Genomic DNA, 16,589 nt, shown 5'->3' with positions numbered 1-16,589 from the left:
ATACGCAGGTGTTTTTTTATCGCATTTGAAAATCTAAAAATTATGATTGATCTTCTGAGCGTGCCATTTCGGTATTGATATAACTCATAATCATAGTGGTTAGTCCCTGTACCATTTCATCAAAACTAATAAATGGGTTGGGTAAAATAAGATGTCTTGCAACGTTAAAAATACCGCTATTAATACAAATATAGGTAATTACAGGTAAGTTATTAATTTTTAAATATTTAGGATTATGCATCATATACTTCATGATGACTTCCATTAAAGCCTGTTCAATTTTTGGAATATATTTATCATATTGCAACTCACCTGCATAACGTAAAACGGTTAAATAACGGTCATTATTTTTCTTTAATAAATCACTGAACGTATAAAAAATCATTTCAATAACAGGTTCTAACTCCAACTCTAAAATTGTAGGAGTTAGCTCTTTAATCATGTCTAAAATTTCACTCACAAAGTAGTGATTCATCGCATCATAGATTTCTTCTTTGTTTTTAAAATACTCATAGAGTGACCCCACACTCACCCCTGCAATTTCTGCAATATGACGTGTAGTGGTACCACTTGGTCCATGCAATGCTACAGCAATAAAACCTGCTTCAATAATGGTATCGACAGTGACTTTGGCTCGTGCCTGACGGGGTTTTCGCGTAGACATATTTTCTTATAAATAATCCGAACATAAGCTCAGATTAGCATGTAATTTAGCCCTACCCTAATAAAAAAACAAAATCCGAATAGTTGTCAACTTTCATGAAATATTTCTTTTAAAACTACAGTGAAATACAGTTATAAGTTCTTTTATGTTTGAGTATTTCTTTTTAATTACATTAAAATATTTAAATAAAAATCAATATACTAATAAATTTTAAAACTAATTTTTTATTTTATAAAAACATGAAACTTTGGATTTAGAAACTTGAAAAGTTACCCGAATTGAATCCGAACATAAACTCAGATTAACATGAAAAAATCTAAAAAGAGGTTGAGCCGTTTTACTGAACTTCCCTCTTTTTCCCGTTATTCAGTCAAATAATCACACAAATAACGGAGCAACATCACCGTAGTCAGTAAGCAGAGAAAACTGCTTTTTGAAAATGGAATTTACAGTGCCCTGTTGCAAATCAAAGCTTTTGGTTTTCGACGTAGCCGCACTATCACTGATTGATCTGAAGGTGTCACCATGATCTCGACCACAGTTAAAAAATCACTAAACAAAATTAAATTTTACCGTGAAATCGAGTTACCGGATTTTGCCAGTAAAAAATCCATCCCAATCCGTCATTTAAATATCGGATTTGAAGGTAAAGAGATTGATGTTGAATTCTATATGAACAATCAATTTGCCACGATGTTTTTTGCTACGCTTTCAGTATTTCTGACTTATGGTGAAGATCTGGTGATTGAAACAGCTCGTCATCACCGTGAATTTATTCAAGACCCAGTTTTAAAACAGCGTGTTACTTCATTGATTGGACAAGAGGCGATTCACTCTAAACTGCACAATGAATATAACGATGCACTTAAAGATGTTGAATACCCTGTCGATTTATACCGTTTCTTGGGCGAAAACTTCTTTAAATATGTGTTTTTGAAATTCCCGCAACCGCTTAAATTATCGATGATGGCTGGTATTGAGCATTTTACTGCGGTACTTGCCGAATACATGATGAAGCACGAAAAGAATTTCTACTATTCAGATGATGCAAAAAGCCGTGCTTTATGGATGTGGCATATGCTTGAAGAATCTGAGCATAAAGATATTGCCTATGATGTATATCAATTACTCAATGGTAGCTACCCACTACGAGCTTCTGGCTTCTTCTTAGCTTTCTTTACTATTTTAGGTTTAATCCCAGCAACTACCTTGTTTATTCCGGTTTTAAGAAAACCACAGGAAATGTTGACTAGAAAATTCTGGAAAGACGCGCGCCGTGGTGTAGGGCTTATTTTTGGTCCAAAAGATGGTGTATTCGGTAGCACCATTGGCCAGATTTTTGATTATTTACGTCCTGACTTCCACCCAAATGATCATGACACGACCGAATATTTAGAGTACTACAAAGACAAATTACTCAAAGAAGGTGGCGCGATTGCACCTTACTTTGTGAAGGAATTTACCCCACCTGTACGCTTGTCATAACTGGCTTGCAACCAGCCATTACTTAATGGCTGGTTTTCCTTAAATCTATTTCGGGATGAATCATGATTTTATTTGGCAAAAAGAAAGTTAGACCAAGCCAAAAAGCTTATGCCGTCGTGACGGGTGCAGGCAGTGGAATTGGACGAAGTTTTGCAGTTGAACTGGCAAAACGTGGCGGCAGCGTAGTCTGCGCAGATATTAATTTAGAAGCTGCTGAAGAAACTGTAACGCTGCTTGAACAACAGGGTGCAAAAGCATTTGCAATGCATTGTGACGTAGGTAATCCTGAACATGTCACAAATTTGGCTGAAACTGCTGAAATTTTACTTAGTCATCCTGTCACCCTTGTCATTAATAATGCGGGTGTAGGTTTAGGCGGTAAGTTTGACGAACTCAGCCTAGAAGACTGGAACTGGGTCATGAATATTAACCTGTGGGGTGTTATTCATGGTTGTCATGCATTTGTGCCAAAGTTCAAAAAACTAGGTTACGGTGCAATTATTAATGTAGCTTCTGCGGCATCTTATACCGCAGCACCAGAAATGACTGCTTATAACGTAACGAAAGCGGGTGTTCGTGCGTTGTCTGAAACACTTTCGGCTGAGCTTCGCAAATTCAACATTAAAGTGAATGTGCTCTGCCCGACCTTGGTGCCTACCAATATCATTAAAAATGGTCGTATTCCGGGCCGTTATTCAAAACTTGCAGACCATGCGCTCATGAACTACGCACTCACCACAAGTGATGATGTAGCCAAACTCACACTTAACCGTCTTGATCAGGATGAGCTTTATACCATTCCTCAAATCGATGCGAAGTTGTTCTGGCTGATGAAACGTGCATCACCAAGTTTGTATACCAAGTTTCTTGGTACCTCTTACAAATTATTTAAATAAGAAATTTTATAGGTAGTACCCATATGACTGCTCAAATGAAAACAAATGCATCAGCAAAAAAAGCTGTCAATTCACCTAGCCATATTTACGATAGCTTTATTGTCGGTGCCGGAATTTCCGGTATCGCCGCAGCGATTCGTCTCGACCAAGTTGGCTATACCAACTATAAAATTATTGAAAAAGCAGGACGTGTGGGTGGCACTTGGCGTGAAAACACCTATCCGGGCTGTGGCTGTGATGTACCTTCGGCTTTGTATTCTTATTCGTTTGCACCTAGCGCAAAATGGAGTCACTTATTTGCGCGTCAACCGGAAATCTTAAGTTATTTAGAAGATGTAAGTAACGAGTTTAATATCACGTCTAAAATTGAGTTTAACAACGAACTACTCAATGCTGCTTGGGATGAATCACGCCATTTGTGGGTACTTGATACAACTACTGGTCAATATCTATCTCGAACTGTTATTTTTGCAACAGGCCCAATTACCGAAGCCCAGATTCCACGTCTTGAAGGTTTGGATACCTTTACAGGTGAAATGTTCCATTCAGCGAAATGGAATCATGACTACGACCTTACTGGAAAACGCATTGCTGTAATTGGTACAGGTGCATCTGCTATCCAGTTTGTGCCACAAATTCAACCTAAAGCCAAAGAGCTATTTGTGTTCCAACGTACAGCTCCTTGGGTACTGCCAAAACCCGATACAGACTTAGGTGAGTTTAGTAAATCAATTATTGCAAAATATCCAGCGATTCAGGCAAGTTGGCGTAAAAGTGTAGCGCTAACCCTCAATGCGATTAATTTTGGTTTACGTAACCCACTTGCGCTAAAACCAGTAAATGTACTCGGCAAGCAATTACTTAAACTTCAAATTGCAGACCCTGAGTTACGTAAAAACGTAACGCCTAATTTTGATATTGGCTGTAAACGTATTTTGTTTGCTAATAATTACTACCCTGCACTACAAGCACCAAATACCACGCTTATTCCACATGGCTTAGTTAAAGTCGAAGGCAATACGGTGATTGCAGCTAATGGCGAACGCCATGAAGTTGATGTGATTATTTGGGGTACAGGTTTTGAAGTATCTCACCCACCAATCGGCAAACGTGTGTTTAATGAAAAAGGCCAACGTTTAAATGATTTGTGGAAAAATAGTTCACCGGAAGCTTACTTAGGAACTAACATTGAAAATGTACCAAATGCATTCTTAGTGTTGGGACCAAACGTACTGGTTTATGACTCATTTATTGGTTTGGCAGAAGCACAGCTCGACTATATTGTAGATGGCTTGTTAAAAATTAAAAACAAAGGAATTAGCAAGTTAAATGTTAAGGCTGATGTAATTAAAAAGCACAACGACTTGGTGCAAAAGCACTTACAAACAACTGTATTCAATAGTGGTGGCTGTAAGAGTTATTACCTTGATGCTAACGGTCGCAACTTTGCAGCATGGCCGTGGTCATTGAAAAAGCTTAAACAACGTTTGAAAAAATTAGATTTGAAGGATTATGAAGTTACATATCAAATGTCAAAGACACATTAATTTGTAAATTTGACCAAATCAGTTGTAAGGAATGGGCAGTGTATTTTAGATTTTCATGAAATACACTGCCTTCTTCATTCAATCTTCAAGAAATAAAAGAACAGGTTAAAGATGAAAGAAGGTCAATCAAGTCGTACTGCCGAAGCCGCTGCTGCTTTACGTGCGAATCACTTTAAAAATACGACAAACCCTGTATTTTCAGATCCCTATGCTTTTGAAATGACCAGTAAAGGTTGGAAAAAGCTTTTATCTACACCACTCATTGTTAAATTAATGAATTCACCCATTTTAAACCGTACCTTAGGTTTATTGAGTGGGCAGGTTGTCGGCCGATCACGTTATGCCGAGGACTTACTTAACCAAGCTGTTCAACACAATATTAAGCAATATGTTTTGGTTGGAGCGGGTTTAGACTCTTTTGTACTCCGAAAATCACAGCATTATCCAACTTTAAAAATTTTTGAAGTTGACCATCCTGATACTCAGGCTGCCAAACAATCTAAACTCAAAAAATTAGGCGAACTTCCCTCTACTGTTGAATTTGTTTCTATTAATTTTGAAAAAGAATCTATCTCTGAAGCGCTTGCCCGAAGTCGCTATGTACGAAAAGCTCCGGCTTTCTTTTCTTGGCTGGGCACCACTCATTATTTAAAACCAGACACTACGCTACAAACTCTAAAAAGTATTGCTGAATTTGCTGCAAACGGCAGCGAAGTGGTACTCGACTATTCAACCGATTTTCAGGAATTAAAAGGTATTGAGCGACTTGGGAGTATGGGCGTTGCACAGTTTACCCATTTGCTCAAAGAACCTTTATTAGGTCAATTTAAACCTTCAGATTTACATCAGGCGGTTGAAAAAATGGGTTTTGAAGTAGTCGAAGACTTGTCTGGTGAAGCTATTACTGAACGTTATTTTTATAACCGTGCCGACAATATACGCCATACATCGGCAACACGTTTGCTACATTTACGTTTAAAGAAATAAAGATACTTTGACTATTGGCTATTTAACCGCATGGCATGAGGTGTTTTCCCATGCCATCTTTTATAAGCATGAATAAAACTGGCAGGTTCGGCATAACCTAACCACTCGGCAATTTGCTCAACAGAAGCTTTTGGTAATGCCAAATATTGCTCTGCTAAGACCTGTCTAACCTCTTCACGAATCTGGATAAAAGTCATTCCTTCCGATGCCAAGTGACGGCGCAGGGTTCTTATATTTAAATGCAGTCGATCAGCCACTATATCCATAGATGGCATTTCCCCACGCATACTCATCAGCTGCTGTTGCACTAAGGTTGTAAATTTATTTTGTGATTGGCGCTTTTCTAATATTTGACGACATTGTTCTTCTGCAGTGTGCAGAACCAACTCATTCGCCATGAGTAATTTTTGATCCACTTTTTGCGGATCAAGAATTACAAAACTTTTAGCTGCGCCAAATTCTGGCATGATCCCAAATAAATTTCGATAAGGCTCGGCATCACCTTTGGGTTGGAAAGAAAAAGCCAAATATTGGCAAAAATTGTCCTGCACCAAATCTCGCTGTACCGTAATGAGTGCAGCCGCATCGCGTTCAATAATGAATTGACGCACTGAAGATGGGATATCTTGCTCATCAATTTCGATACGGATTCCTTGCGGTGTATCCGACACATCAAAGCGGGTAAAAGCAAAGGTTAAAGTAAAATAGGTTAAAGCCAAATCCAGTGCTTCACGAATGCTCGCACTACTCATCAGAGCCATGCCTAATGGCCCAAATGTGGTGAAATGATAGCGTGTGCCCACCTCTAAGCCTAATGTCGGTCTGTCTCCTAGTTGCTCAACCAAGTTATGAATCAACTGTAATTCCTGATGGCCTGTCACCACCATATTAGGGTCAAGTAATTGTTGTTGGCTAAGCCCAGTTCCTTGCAAAATTGTCTGATAAGAGATGCCTGATTCCATCGAGAAATCAGCCATTAACCGAACACTATGTACACTGCGTTCAAATGCCCATGCATACTTCACTGTATCGCTCAGAATGTCCTCGAATCACAATATTTTGTCCTCATCCATCCTCTAAATCAAGTTAATAAACGTCTATTCTGCATACAGGAAATTGCGATTTTTTCGCTCACTGTTTTTAAGGATTTTAGAGCAGCCTATGTTTAATTCGTCGTCTAATTCAAATAAAAATGTACGCATCGCCATTATTGGCACTGGCTTTGGTGGTCTAGGACTTGCCATTCGTCTCAAACAAGCAGGTTTTGAACAATTTACTCTATTTGAAAAAGCTGCCGATGTAGGTGGTGTCTGGCGTGACAACACTTATCCGGGCGCTGCATGTGATGTGCCGTCACATCTTTATTCTTTTTCTTTTGAACAGGAACTTGGTTGGAAAAATCGCTACGGGACATCTCAAGAGATTTATCAATATTTACGTCACTGTGCCGATAAATATGATCTTCGCCCGCACACCAAATTTAACACTGAAATAGCCAGCGCCGAATTTGATGCACTGCAAGGTGTATGGCACATTCAAAGTACAACTGGTGAACAGTTTGAAGCTGAATTTTTAGTGGGTGCGGTAGGCCAACTCAACCGCCCTGCCTATCCAAAACTTAAAGGCATTGAAAACTTCAAAGGTAAGGCATTTCACTCAGCGCGTTGGGACCATGACTATGACTTAACTGGTAAACGTGTTGCAGTCATTGGCACAGGCGCAAGCGCGATTCAGTTTGTACCTGAAATTGCAAAACAAGTGGCTCACCTAGACGTTTATCAACGCTCAGCGCCCTATGTTATTCCAAAACCGGATCGGGTTTACCAACCTTTAGAGAAAAAAGCTTTCCGTAAACTGCCGATCTTGCAAAGTCTAGACCGCGCCTTGCAATATGGCCATCATGAAATTCGCCTACTTGCTTTTACAACTTCACTTAATGAAATGCCTTTGGCGGAATACATATTCCAGCGCCACATTCGAAAAGTTGTTAAAGATGGGAAGTTACGCCACCGCTTAATGCCGGACTATCCAATTGGTTGTAAACGTATTTTAATCTCTAACCACTGGTATGAAACGCTGACCCAACCTCATGTTGATGTGATTAATACCGGCATTCAAGAAATTACTGAACATGGCATTTTAGACACGGAAGGAAAGCTGCGTGAAGTTGATGCCATTATTTACGGTACAGGTTTTACAGCGACTGAATTTATGGCGCCAATGCAAATTACTGGACTTGATGGGCGTACATTAAAAGACACATGGAAAGATGGTGCTGAGGCTTATTTAGGTCTAACAGTAAACGGATTCCCTAACTTCTTTATGTTGTATGGACCAAATACCAACCTCGGGCATAACTCAATCGTCTATATGATTGAAAGTCAGGTGAATTATATTTTAGATGCACTGCGCACTACTTTGAAAAATAACCTGCTGTTCACCAACATTCGTGCCGAAATTCAACACGAGTTTAATCAAAATATTCAGGAAAAAATGAAAAAAACGGTGTGGGCACAAGGCTGTACCAGTTGGTATCAAACTGCTGATGGCAAAAATACCAATAACTGGCCAGGTTTTACCCTTGAATATCGCCAACGCACTCGTCGCTTTGACATTGAAAACTACACTCAGGTGTCGGCTATTTCTTAAATACGCTTCGCCATAGGAAATGAGAAAAATAAACGGAGAATTTTATGAAGTCTTTTAAAAATAAAGTCGCAGCTGTGACAGGCGCGGGTTCAGGTATTGGACAAGCAATTGCAATAGCCCTCGCCAAACAAGGCTGTCATCTGGCACTTTCTGATATTAGTGAAGCCGGGTTAGCCAAAACAGTCGAGCTTTTGGCACCTTATTCTGTCAAAGTCACCACTCAAAAAGTTGATGTAGCTAAGCGTGATGAAGTTGCCACTTGGGCAAAGGCAGTAGCAGATGAACATGGCCAAGTTAACCTGATTTTTAATAATGCTGGTGTCGCAATAGGGAGTACGGCTGAAGGTGTGAGCTACGAAGATCTTGAATGGCTCATTGGTATTAATTTTTGGGGCGTGGTTTATGGTACTAAAGAATTTTTACCTTACTTAAAGCAAAGTGGTGATGGGCATATTATTAATATTTCCAGTATGTTTGGCTTAACAGCTCAACCGACCCAAAGTGCTTATAACGCAAGTAAATTTGCCGTTCGTGGTTTTACTGAATCCTTGCGCCAAGAACTTGATATGCAAAATACTGGTGTGAGCGCGACTTGTGTGCATCCGGGTGGTATTCGCACCAATATTGCCAAAGCTGCACGTATGAATAATAGCGTCCAGTCTTTAGGAATGGACCCGCTAAAAAGCCAAGATGCTTTCGATAAATTACTTCGCACCCCTGCTGATGATGCAGCTCAGCAAATTTTGGAAGCTGTTCGTAAGGACCGTCGCCGTTTACTTATTGGAGCCGATGCAAAAGCCGTTGATGTAATTCAGCGTATTCTGCCGCAAGGTTACCAAAAGATCTTTGCAGCCGCGACAGCTTGGCAAACACGCCTACTCAACAAATCAGCAAAATAAAAATAGTGGTCAGCATGCTCTTAATCTTAAGGGATGCTGACTAATCTCACATGCTTAGTATGAGTCCTTATTATGAAGCAACTTCTTGCATGGACCATCCGTACCACACTACGTCCAGCTTTATCCCCTAAAACACCACTAAAGCTACAACGTTTTTGTAGTGATGCAGCCAGTGCTATTGTGCTTGGGCCTCGTGGTTATCAAACAAAAAAGCAAATAATTGCTCAAGTTCCTACGCTTCATATTCGGCCTAAGACCATTAAGTCAGGTCGCGGTATTTTGTATTTACATGGTGGTGGCTATGTCGTGGGCAGTAGCAAAAGTCACGCTAAACTTGCCGCTCAGATCGGACATGTAGCTCAAGCACAAGTCTGGTTACCTGAATATCGTCTGGCCCCAGAACACCCAAGCCCTGCTGCTATTGAAGATGTCGTTACAGTCTATAAAACTTTACTTGCTTACGGACAAGACCCTAAAAAACTTGTAATTGCGGGTGACTCCGCTGGCGGCGGGCTGAGCTTAAGCACCGTAATTGCTTTACGAGATGCTGGTTTACCTTTACCAGCGGCTTTAGTTTTACTTTCGCCTTGGGTTGACTTAAGTCTTTCAGGAAACACAATAAAAACTCATGCTGCTCAAGATGCAATGTTGTCAGAGGACTGGTTAACTTGGTGTGCAAAAAACTATTGCGGCCAAAAATCGGCAACCGATCCAACGTGTTCCCCACTCTATGCTGACTTAACCGGATTACCACCAGTTCTGATCCATGTCGGTACCGAAGAAGTTTTATTAGACGATGCAAAACGACTTGCTGAACAGACTGAAAAATACGGCATTCCGACGAACTTAAGGGTTTATGACCAAGTCGGACATGTTTTTCAATTTCATGCAGGTATACTAAAGGAATCTAATGACTCCATTGAGCGCATTGGGCAATTCATTGATAAACATACAGAGTCAATATAAAAAATATCATTAGACAGGAGCCTTCATCATGACAATAAACAATTATGACTATGATTACCTCATTATTGGTTCAGGCTTTGGTGGTAGTGTTTCTGCTTGCCGTTTAACTGAAAAAGGCTACTCGGTTGCCGTAATGGAAATGGGGCGACGCTGGAAAGCTGAAGATTTTGCTAAAAACAACTGGAATACCCGCCGCTGGATTTGGCGTCCGGGCATGAAACTTTTCGGTTATTTCAACATGCGTTTTTTTCGCCATGTCACCATTATTTGCGGTAACGCCGTAGGTGGCGGTTCAATTACCTATGCCAATACCCTACTGGTTCCACCTGAACATATTTGGGATGAAGGCACGTGGGCAGATGCCGCGGACTGGAAAAATGAAATGCCTCAGCACTATGCTGAAGCAGAACGTATGCTTGGCGTGACTGATAATAAAATTTTCGGCCCTGCCGACCACATGCTAAAGAAAATGGGTGAAGCAGTCGGTGTCGGCCATACATTTAAACCTACTCGTGTTGCCACTTTCTTTCCACCGGAAGGTGAAGAAGGTGGGAAGACCTACCCGGACCCTTATTTTAACGGCGAAGGTCCAGATCGTGGCACTTGTACCGCATGTGGCGGTTGTATGACGGGTTGTAAACACAACGCAAAAAATACATTAGATAAAAACTATTTGTACTTTGCCGAAAAAAATGGCGCTAAGGTTTATGAAGAAACCAAAGTAGTTGACGTTAAACCTCTCAATGGTAAAGCCGATGGCAGCGATGGTTATGAAGTCACGACTGAATGTTCAAGCTCATGGTTTAACAAGCAACGTCGTACTTGGCGAGTTCGTAATGTGATTTTCTCGGCATCTTCTTTAGGGACACAAGAGATGTTGTTCCGTTTAAAACAGTCCGGTTCTCTGCCAAATATTTCTGATGATTTGGGTAATCGGGTTCGTACCAATGCCGAGTCGATTTTAGGTGTTCGCTTTTTTGGTAAAGACGTCGACATGAGTAAAGGTGTTGCTATTGGTTCAAGTATTTACATTGACCATGACACTCATATTGAAGCGACTCGCTACCAAAGTGGTTCAGATGCCATGGGCCTTATGTGTACTTACATGGCTAAAGGCAAACCGGGTTGGACACGTATTTTCTTTTGGTTATGGGCACTCATTTGCCATCCATTTATTTTCCTTCGCATGAGTAATCCTGTCAGTTTTGCACGTCAAACCTTAATTTTCTTAGTGATGCAAACTGCCGATGCCTCAATCAACATGCGTTTAAAACGTAACTGGTTTTGGCCTTTTGGCAAGGTATTATCGAGCGAAGGTAAAAAGCTACCTGTTTATATTCCGCAGGCCAATGCATTTACCGAAAAAGTTGCCAAAATGTTTAATGGCCACCCCATGACGACCATTACCGAAATTTTGTTTAATGTACCTTTTACAGCTCACTGTATGGGTGGTTGTGCAATTGCTTCAAGTCCAGAGCGTGGTGTGGTAGATGGACAAAATCGGGTGTTTAACTATAAAAACTTATACGTTGTAGATGGTTCAATGTTAGGTGCAAATTTGGGGGTTAACCCAAGTCTCACCATTACGGCTCTAGCAGAACGTGCAATGTCTTATATTCCGGCTAAACATACTTTAGAAGAACAAACTTATACTCAAACCCATAATGAAGTTTTAGAAGCAGCAAAAGTATCTGCTTAACCACATCCAAAAGCAGGTTAAAACCTCAAATAAAAGGTTTTAACCTGCTTTTTTAATATTTAAAATTTAAAGGTGTAATCGACATTCAAACGTGTTTCATTTGCCGAGTGGAAAGTCATATTCGTTGGCATGTCATTACGGTAGTGAGAAAAGCGGGCCCGCATTCCTAAGCCTTTTAACTTGCCTTCTGGAATTTTATAACCCAAATCAAACTCTAGCGAATCTTCTTTAAATCGCTGATCGCCATATTGCAGTAAATCAATATTTTCACCTTTAGCATAACGGGTCATAAAACGTAGTCCGTTTAATGAAACATCCCCTATCCGTGCATTTTTAAAGTCATATTCATAACGAATCGAGTAGACTTTTTCGTCTTTATTTGAGTAGTCCGAACTCATAAAATCAAGCACAACCGGACTTTCAGTTCCCGACAAAAATGGCAGACCAGTCGAGCCAAACGACTGCATGTAGCCCAAAGAAACCGTATGATTTTGATAGTTCAAACCAAATAAGCCACTAATATGTCGGTTATCGACCTCTCCTATTTTTTTACTTCCAGTTTCTTCACTATTAAAAAACCGCACATCACTTAAAAAGTTAAGCTGGTCATTCAAAGGTTTTTTGCCGTTAAAGCCCAAAAATTGTTGCTGGTAAATGTCTTTGAGTTCAGCATGATAAGCACGTAAACGGTAGTCTTTTAACTGATAACTTCCACCTAAAGTATAAAACGAGTCAGTGGTGGCAGCTTTGTTAAATCGATGATTGATATTGTCTGTTCCAACATCGGTATAACGAATTGAATCGCGCTGCCGTACTTCGTCGACATAAAACCCTTCAAGTTGAAGATTTGGAATTTCATTTGAAACAAAACGGATACCGCGATAAGTCTGAGGGAACAAACGTGCTGGCGATGAAAAAATGGTCGGTAACTGTGGAACTAAATCTCCCACAAAAAGCTCATTTTTTCTAAATTTAGCCTTCCCAGTAATGCCTATTTTTCCATAATAATCATCACGCGAGTTATCAGGATTAACTGGGAGTAAGCCACTCCTTGCATAGTCATCAGCACGGCTTCCCATCAGGTTAAAACCTGCCATTGCCAGTACATCAACTCCGAACCCAACTGTCCCTTCGGTATAACCAGACTGTCCTTTAAAAATTAAACCCTGTGCCCAATCTCTGGCTGCTGTATAGGGATATGGATCTTTTTTATAGTCTCGGTCAAAGTAAAAATTACGGAGTGTCAGCTCAGCTTTACTGTCTGCTATAAATTCGGCATGCACAACTTGACTAAATAATGGGCACAAGCATACCCCCACCCATAATGGTGTCTTTTTCATTTTTTAACTCAACTATTTAATTTTTAATGGATTAAGGTGCTGTTTTAAGTGAGAAGTTTTGCTCTTTCTTACTTCGGTAAAAAGCGCTACCCAAACTCAAAATCAGGAAAATAGCTAAAATAAAGACCACACCGTAATAGGCATATAGCGTTGCAGGTGCTATGCCTTTATCTAAGAAAATGCCTGCGACTGTTGGCGATAAAATTGCCCCAATTCGTCCAAAACCAATTGCATAGCCCACGCCCCGACTACGAATTTCAGCATCATAAATTGTTGGAGAAATCGAATATAAACCTGCCACACAGCCATTAATGAGCGTGCCAAGTAATAAACCGACTGTGAGAGCAATGCTCACTTGAGATGAAACGGCGACAAATAGGAAAACACAGACAGCGGTTAATCCCAGAAATAAGCTGAGGGCATAGAAAATTTTCATACGTGAAGCAAGTAAACCAATAATGGCTGCCCCGAAAATACCACCAATACTAATTAAAATACCGGTACTTACGCCTTGTTCAGGCGACATTCCCATTGAAATCAGAATTTTTGGTGTCCAGCTCATGACAAAGTAAAAGCCAAACATCACTAAAAAGAATGCAAACCAAAGGCAAAGTGTCTGGAACCCCTGCTGCCCTGAAAATAATTTACCAATATCACCTGTATTTTTTTGATTATTCTTGCCGTAATAAGGTAAGGCTTTTAAAGCAGTTAAACCCATACGATTTACTGTTGCGTTAATACGTTCTAGTGCCTGTTTTGGTCTTTTCGCCAACAAATAATCTAAAGATTCAGGTAATAACCATGCGCTAATTAGTAACATCATTATGGTTGTGATACCCCCTGCCAAAAAGATTGAACGCCAACCTAAATGCTCAATCAAGGCCAGTGAGAGTACTCCGCCTAGTGTCGCACCAATGCCATAACCTGTAGACATTAAACTCACTGCGAGACTGCGCCAGCGTGCATTGGCATATTCACTTGCCAAGACATTACTACTCGCAAGAATCCCGCCCACCCCAATTCCGGTAATAAACCGAAGTGCGGCCAAAATGCCGTGACTTTGCACTAAAGCACAGCCCAACATGCTAAGACCTGCAATTACAAGACAAACCAAGATAAGTAAACGGCGACCGATTTTATCGGCTAAAGGTGCGAGAAAAATTGAACCGGCAGCCATACCAAAAAGACCTGAACTCAGCAATAAGCCAATTTGTGCGCCTGAAAGTGACCATTCTGCTGACACGGATGGAGCGGTAAAAGCCATTACCATCACGTCAAAGCCATCAATAATATTGAGACAAATACAGATCAAAATGATGAACCATTGATAACGGCTCATATTATTGTGATTGATCTCACTTAGAACATCTCTTTCCATTTGTGCATCTCCCAATGTGGATAAGAGATACACACGACATTGCTAATATGAGCGATTGGGTGGTTATGCATATCCGTATCCATCATGACCTAGAGGAATATTTGTTTTTTTGAGCATCCTGCTCTTTTTCTATACTGAATATTTGGATCCAAAAAATCAACTAAAATTATAAATTGATTATTAAAACATCTATAAACATATAAATTATATAAGTATAAAATTATTAAAAACATAAAATTAGATTGTTTGAATATTTTTATGGATCCACAATAAAAAATCTATTATGATCGATTCCAGAGCATTTTTTAGCCAAAAAAGCTCTGTTCATTTCCATGGAATGCAAGATGCATTTATAAAACTTCAAAGGATTGTTGTTATGAAACTCAAAAGAGTAAGCCAGCTTACATTGGGACTTTTTTTTGCCAGCCAATTGTTTTACACAGCGCAAGCAGCATCTCCAAAAAATCAACAACCACCGAATATCATGATTATTTTGGCCGATGATCTTGGATTTTCAGACATTAGTGCCTATGGCAGTGAGATTAAAACACCTCATATTGACAGCCTGTTAAAGCAAGGAAAAATGCTTTTCAATTTTCATGCTTCATCAATGTGTTCACCTACTCGTGCACAGCTTATGACAGGTGCAGATAATCACTTGGTCGGTTTAGGTGCCATGTATGAAACTTCAAAACGACAAGAAAAATTGGTTGGCGCCGATAGTCCGCGTGCACTGCTCAAAATTGATGGATATTCAGGTCACTTAACGCAAAATGCTTATACACTCGCAGAAATTTTAAAGACTAAAGATTATTACACCTTCATGGTCGGTAAATGGCACTTAGGCTATGCTCCCGAACAAAACCCTAAAGCCCGTGGTTTTGATCAATCTTTTGCCCTGCTCGATGGCTTCGATTTACATTTTAAAGACCAACCTAAAAACTATCCGCGCAACACCCAATACACGGAAAATGGTCAAAAGGTCACACTGCCTGACAACTACTATTCAACCGACTTTTTTACACAAAAAGCTTTTGAGTACTTAGATAAAAATAAAGCGCAGAAACCATTTTTTGCCTACCTAGCCTATACAGCTCCACACTGGCCAATACAGGCACCAGCTCATTATAGAGACTTATATAAAGGTAAATACGATCAAGGCTACGATGCGATTCGCAAACAACGCTTTGAACGTCAAAAGAAATTAGGATTAATTCCTACAAACGCAGAATACCCAACTGAAAGTGGTAATCAGGCTTTAGGCACTAAAAGCTGGAATGAACTCACCCCACAAGAGCGCAAATATGAAGCGCGTAAAATGGAAGTTTATGCTGGCATGGTCACCCAGTTAGACGACCGCGTGGGCGATGTTGTTCAATATCTTAAAAAGCATCATTTATATGACAACACTTTGATAGTGTTTATGTCAGATAACGGCGCTGAAGGTGGTGATCATAATTTCCCAATGGGTGATGCCGACAATCGCTATGAAAATATAGGTAACGCCAGCTCATATGTTTACATGGGACCACGCTGGGCCGAAGTGAGCAGCACACCATTTACCCACTGGAAGTCAGCTGCTTCAGAAGGTGGAGTACGTGTTCCATTTATTGTTAAATCGCCTGTACAAATTTCTAAACAACGTGGAATCAACAATAACTTTGCGACAGTCAGAGATATATTCCCAACCGTTATGGAACTAGCGGGTATTCAAAATAATCAAATCTATCCAACTTCAAGCACTAAAATTAAACCGTCTGGTTTTAGCCTAATTCCTGCTTTTAAGGATAATACTGCCCGTATTCGCCCTGTTAATTATTATGACTTTAAAGAATTGCATGGCAGCCGCTACGCCAAAACTGACGAATGGAAACTTGTTGAAAACTCACCTTCTAAATTTAAAAGCCACGGTTGGGAACTCTACAATTTAAAAACAGATTTTAATGAGCAACATAATGTTTATGCAGAACATCCTGAGATCGTCAAAGTCTTAAATAATAAATATTTAAGATATGCCGATGAAAATGGTGTTGTGGATTTTGAGCAATACAATAAAAAGTAGAGAAAACCAGATGAAAC

Annotated in this window: 13 protein-coding genes; 9 read left to right on the top strand and 4 right to left on the bottom strand. The window is 40.0% G+C overall.

Annotation, left to right across the window (positions count from 1 at the left end; genetic code table 11):
* Positions 1-40: 40 nt before the first annotated feature.
* Positions 41-664: a TetR/AcrR family transcriptional regulator gene (locus G9371_RS16915; protein WP_000107496.1), complete on the bottom strand. Its 624-nt coding sequence runs from the start codon at positions 662-664 to the stop codon at positions 41-43.
* A 525-nt stretch (positions 665-1,189) separates the two neighbouring features.
* Between G9371_RS16915 and G9371_RS16910 the strand changes: the two genes are divergently transcribed.
* From G9371_RS16910 to G9371_RS16895, 4 genes are all read left to right on the top strand, one after another.
* Complete coding sequence (locus G9371_RS16910) at positions 1,190-2,149, top strand: metal-dependent hydrolase (RefSeq protein ID WP_000626177.1); 960 nt, start codon at positions 1,190-1,192, stop codon at positions 2,147-2,149.
* A gap of 62 nt (positions 2,150-2,211) precedes the next feature.
* Positions 2,212-3,045 carry an SDR family NAD(P)-dependent oxidoreductase gene (locus G9371_RS16905; RefSeq protein WP_029424278.1) on the top strand — a complete coding sequence of 278 codons (834 nt, stop codon included), beginning with the start codon at positions 2,212-2,214 and terminating at the stop codon, positions 3,043-3,045.
* Positions 3,046-3,068: 23 nt separating this feature from the next.
* Positions 3,069-4,592 carry a flavin-containing monooxygenase gene (locus G9371_RS16900; protein WP_029424279.1) on the top strand — a complete coding sequence of 508 codons (1,524 nt, stop codon included), beginning with the start codon at positions 3,069-3,071 and terminating at the stop codon, positions 4,590-4,592.
* A 111-nt stretch (positions 4,593-4,703) separates the two neighbouring features.
* Positions 4,704-5,579: a class I SAM-dependent methyltransferase gene (locus tag G9371_RS16895; protein ID WP_029424280.1), complete on the top strand. Its 876-nt coding sequence runs from the start codon at positions 4,704-4,706 to the stop codon at positions 5,577-5,579.
* 11 nt (positions 5,580-5,590) lie between these two features.
* On the opposite strand, the gene G9371_RS16890 is transcribed toward G9371_RS16895, so the two are convergent.
* Entirely contained in the window at positions 5,591-6,604 is a 1,014-nt protein-coding gene (locus G9371_RS16890; RefSeq protein WP_029424281.1) for an AraC family transcriptional regulator, read from the bottom strand.
* A 136-nt stretch (positions 6,605-6,740) separates the two neighbouring features.
* Between G9371_RS16890 and G9371_RS16885 the strand changes: the two genes are divergently transcribed.
* The 4 genes from G9371_RS16885 to G9371_RS16870 all read left to right on the top strand — a co-directional run bounded on the left by G9371_RS16885 (position 6,741) and on the right by G9371_RS16870 (position 11,792).
* A complete protein-coding gene (locus G9371_RS16885; RefSeq protein ID WP_029424282.1) occupies positions 6,741-8,228 on the top strand; it encodes a flavin-containing monooxygenase in 1,488 nt (495 codons plus the stop codon).
* A gap of 44 nt (positions 8,229-8,272) precedes the next feature.
* On the top strand, positions 8,273-9,127 hold the full coding sequence (locus tag G9371_RS16880) for an SDR family NAD(P)-dependent oxidoreductase (RefSeq protein WP_029424283.1): 855 nt from the start codon (positions 8,273-8,275) through the stop codon (positions 9,125-9,127).
* Positions 9,128-9,199: 72 nt separating this feature from the next.
* A complete protein-coding gene (locus G9371_RS16875) occupies positions 9,200-10,093 on the top strand; it encodes an alpha/beta hydrolase (protein ID WP_029424284.1) in 894 nt (297 codons plus the stop codon).
* Between the two features lie 28 nt (positions 10,094-10,121).
* Complete coding sequence (locus G9371_RS16870) at positions 10,122-11,792, top strand: GMC family oxidoreductase (protein WP_029424285.1); 1,671 nt, start codon at positions 10,122-10,124, stop codon at positions 11,790-11,792.
* Between the two features lie 59 nt (positions 11,793-11,851).
* Here the strand turns inward: G9371_RS16870 and G9371_RS16865 are convergent, their stop codons facing one another.
* Both G9371_RS16865 and G9371_RS16860 read right to left on the bottom strand, forming a co-directional pair.
* Positions 11,852-13,132, bottom strand: a complete 1,281-nt coding sequence (locus tag G9371_RS16865) for an OprD family outer membrane porin (RefSeq protein ID WP_029424286.1) — start codon at positions 13,130-13,132, stop codon at positions 11,852-11,854.
* Positions 13,133-13,163: 31 nt separating this feature from the next.
* On the bottom strand, positions 13,164-14,510 hold the full coding sequence (locus tag G9371_RS16860; RefSeq protein ID WP_029424287.1) for an MFS transporter: 1,347 nt from the start codon (positions 14,508-14,510) through the stop codon (positions 13,164-13,166).
* Positions 14,511-14,886: 376 nt separating this feature from the next.
* Between G9371_RS16860 and G9371_RS16855 the strand changes: the two genes are divergently transcribed.
* Entirely contained in the window at positions 14,887-16,572 is a 1,686-nt protein-coding gene (locus tag G9371_RS16855; protein ID WP_029424288.1) for an arylsulfatase, read from the top strand.
* Positions 16,573-16,589: the final 17 nt, after the last annotated feature.

The organism is Acinetobacter sp. EKM10A (assembly GCF_011075215.1).
In the GTDB taxonomy this organism is placed as follows: Bacteria; Pseudomonadota; Gammaproteobacteria; order Pseudomonadales; family Moraxellaceae; genus Acinetobacter; species Acinetobacter baumannii.
This window is presented reverse-complemented; position numbering and strand designations above follow the sequence as displayed.

Excerpts from the sequence above, each read along its gene's own strand:
- G9371_RS16860 (WP_029424287.1), bottom strand. The coding sequence starts at position 14,510 with ATGGAAAGAGATGTTCTAAGTGAGATCAATCACAATAATATGAGCCGT.
- G9371_RS16880 (WP_029424283.1), top strand. The coding sequence starts at position 8,273 with ATGAAGTCTTTTAAAAATAAAGTCGCAGCTGTGACAGGCGCGGGTTCA.
- G9371_RS16875 (WP_029424284.1), top strand. The coding sequence starts at position 9,200 with ATGAAGCAACTTCTTGCATGGACCATCCGTACCACACTACGTCCAGCT.
- G9371_RS16915 (WP_000107496.1), bottom strand. The coding sequence starts at position 664 with ATGTCTACGCGAAAACCCCGTCAGGCACGAGCCAAAGTCACTGTCGAT.
- G9371_RS16865 (WP_029424286.1), bottom strand. The coding sequence starts at position 13,132 with ATGAAAAAGACACCATTATGGGTGGGGGTATGCTTGTGCCCATTATTT.
- G9371_RS16870 (WP_029424285.1), top strand. The coding sequence starts at position 10,122 with ATGACAATAAACAATTATGACTATGATTACCTCATTATTGGTTCAGGC.
- G9371_RS16905 (WP_029424278.1), top strand. The coding sequence starts at position 2,212 with ATGATTTTATTTGGCAAAAAGAAAGTTAGACCAAGCCAAAAAGCTTAT.
- G9371_RS16910 (WP_000626177.1), top strand. The coding sequence starts at position 1,190 with ATGATCTCGACCACAGTTAAAAAATCACTAAACAAAATTAAATTTTAC.
- G9371_RS16885 (WP_029424282.1), top strand. The coding sequence starts at position 6,741 with ATGTTTAATTCGTCGTCTAATTCAAATAAAAATGTACGCATCGCCATT.
- G9371_RS16895 (WP_029424280.1), top strand. The coding sequence starts at position 4,704 with ATGAAAGAAGGTCAATCAAGTCGTACTGCCGAAGCCGCTGCTGCTTTA.
- G9371_RS16900 (WP_029424279.1), top strand. The coding sequence starts at position 3,069 with ATGACTGCTCAAATGAAAACAAATGCATCAGCAAAAAAAGCTGTCAAT.
- G9371_RS16855 (WP_029424288.1), top strand. The coding sequence starts at position 14,887 with ATGAAACTCAAAAGAGTAAGCCAGCTTACATTGGGACTTTTTTTTGCC.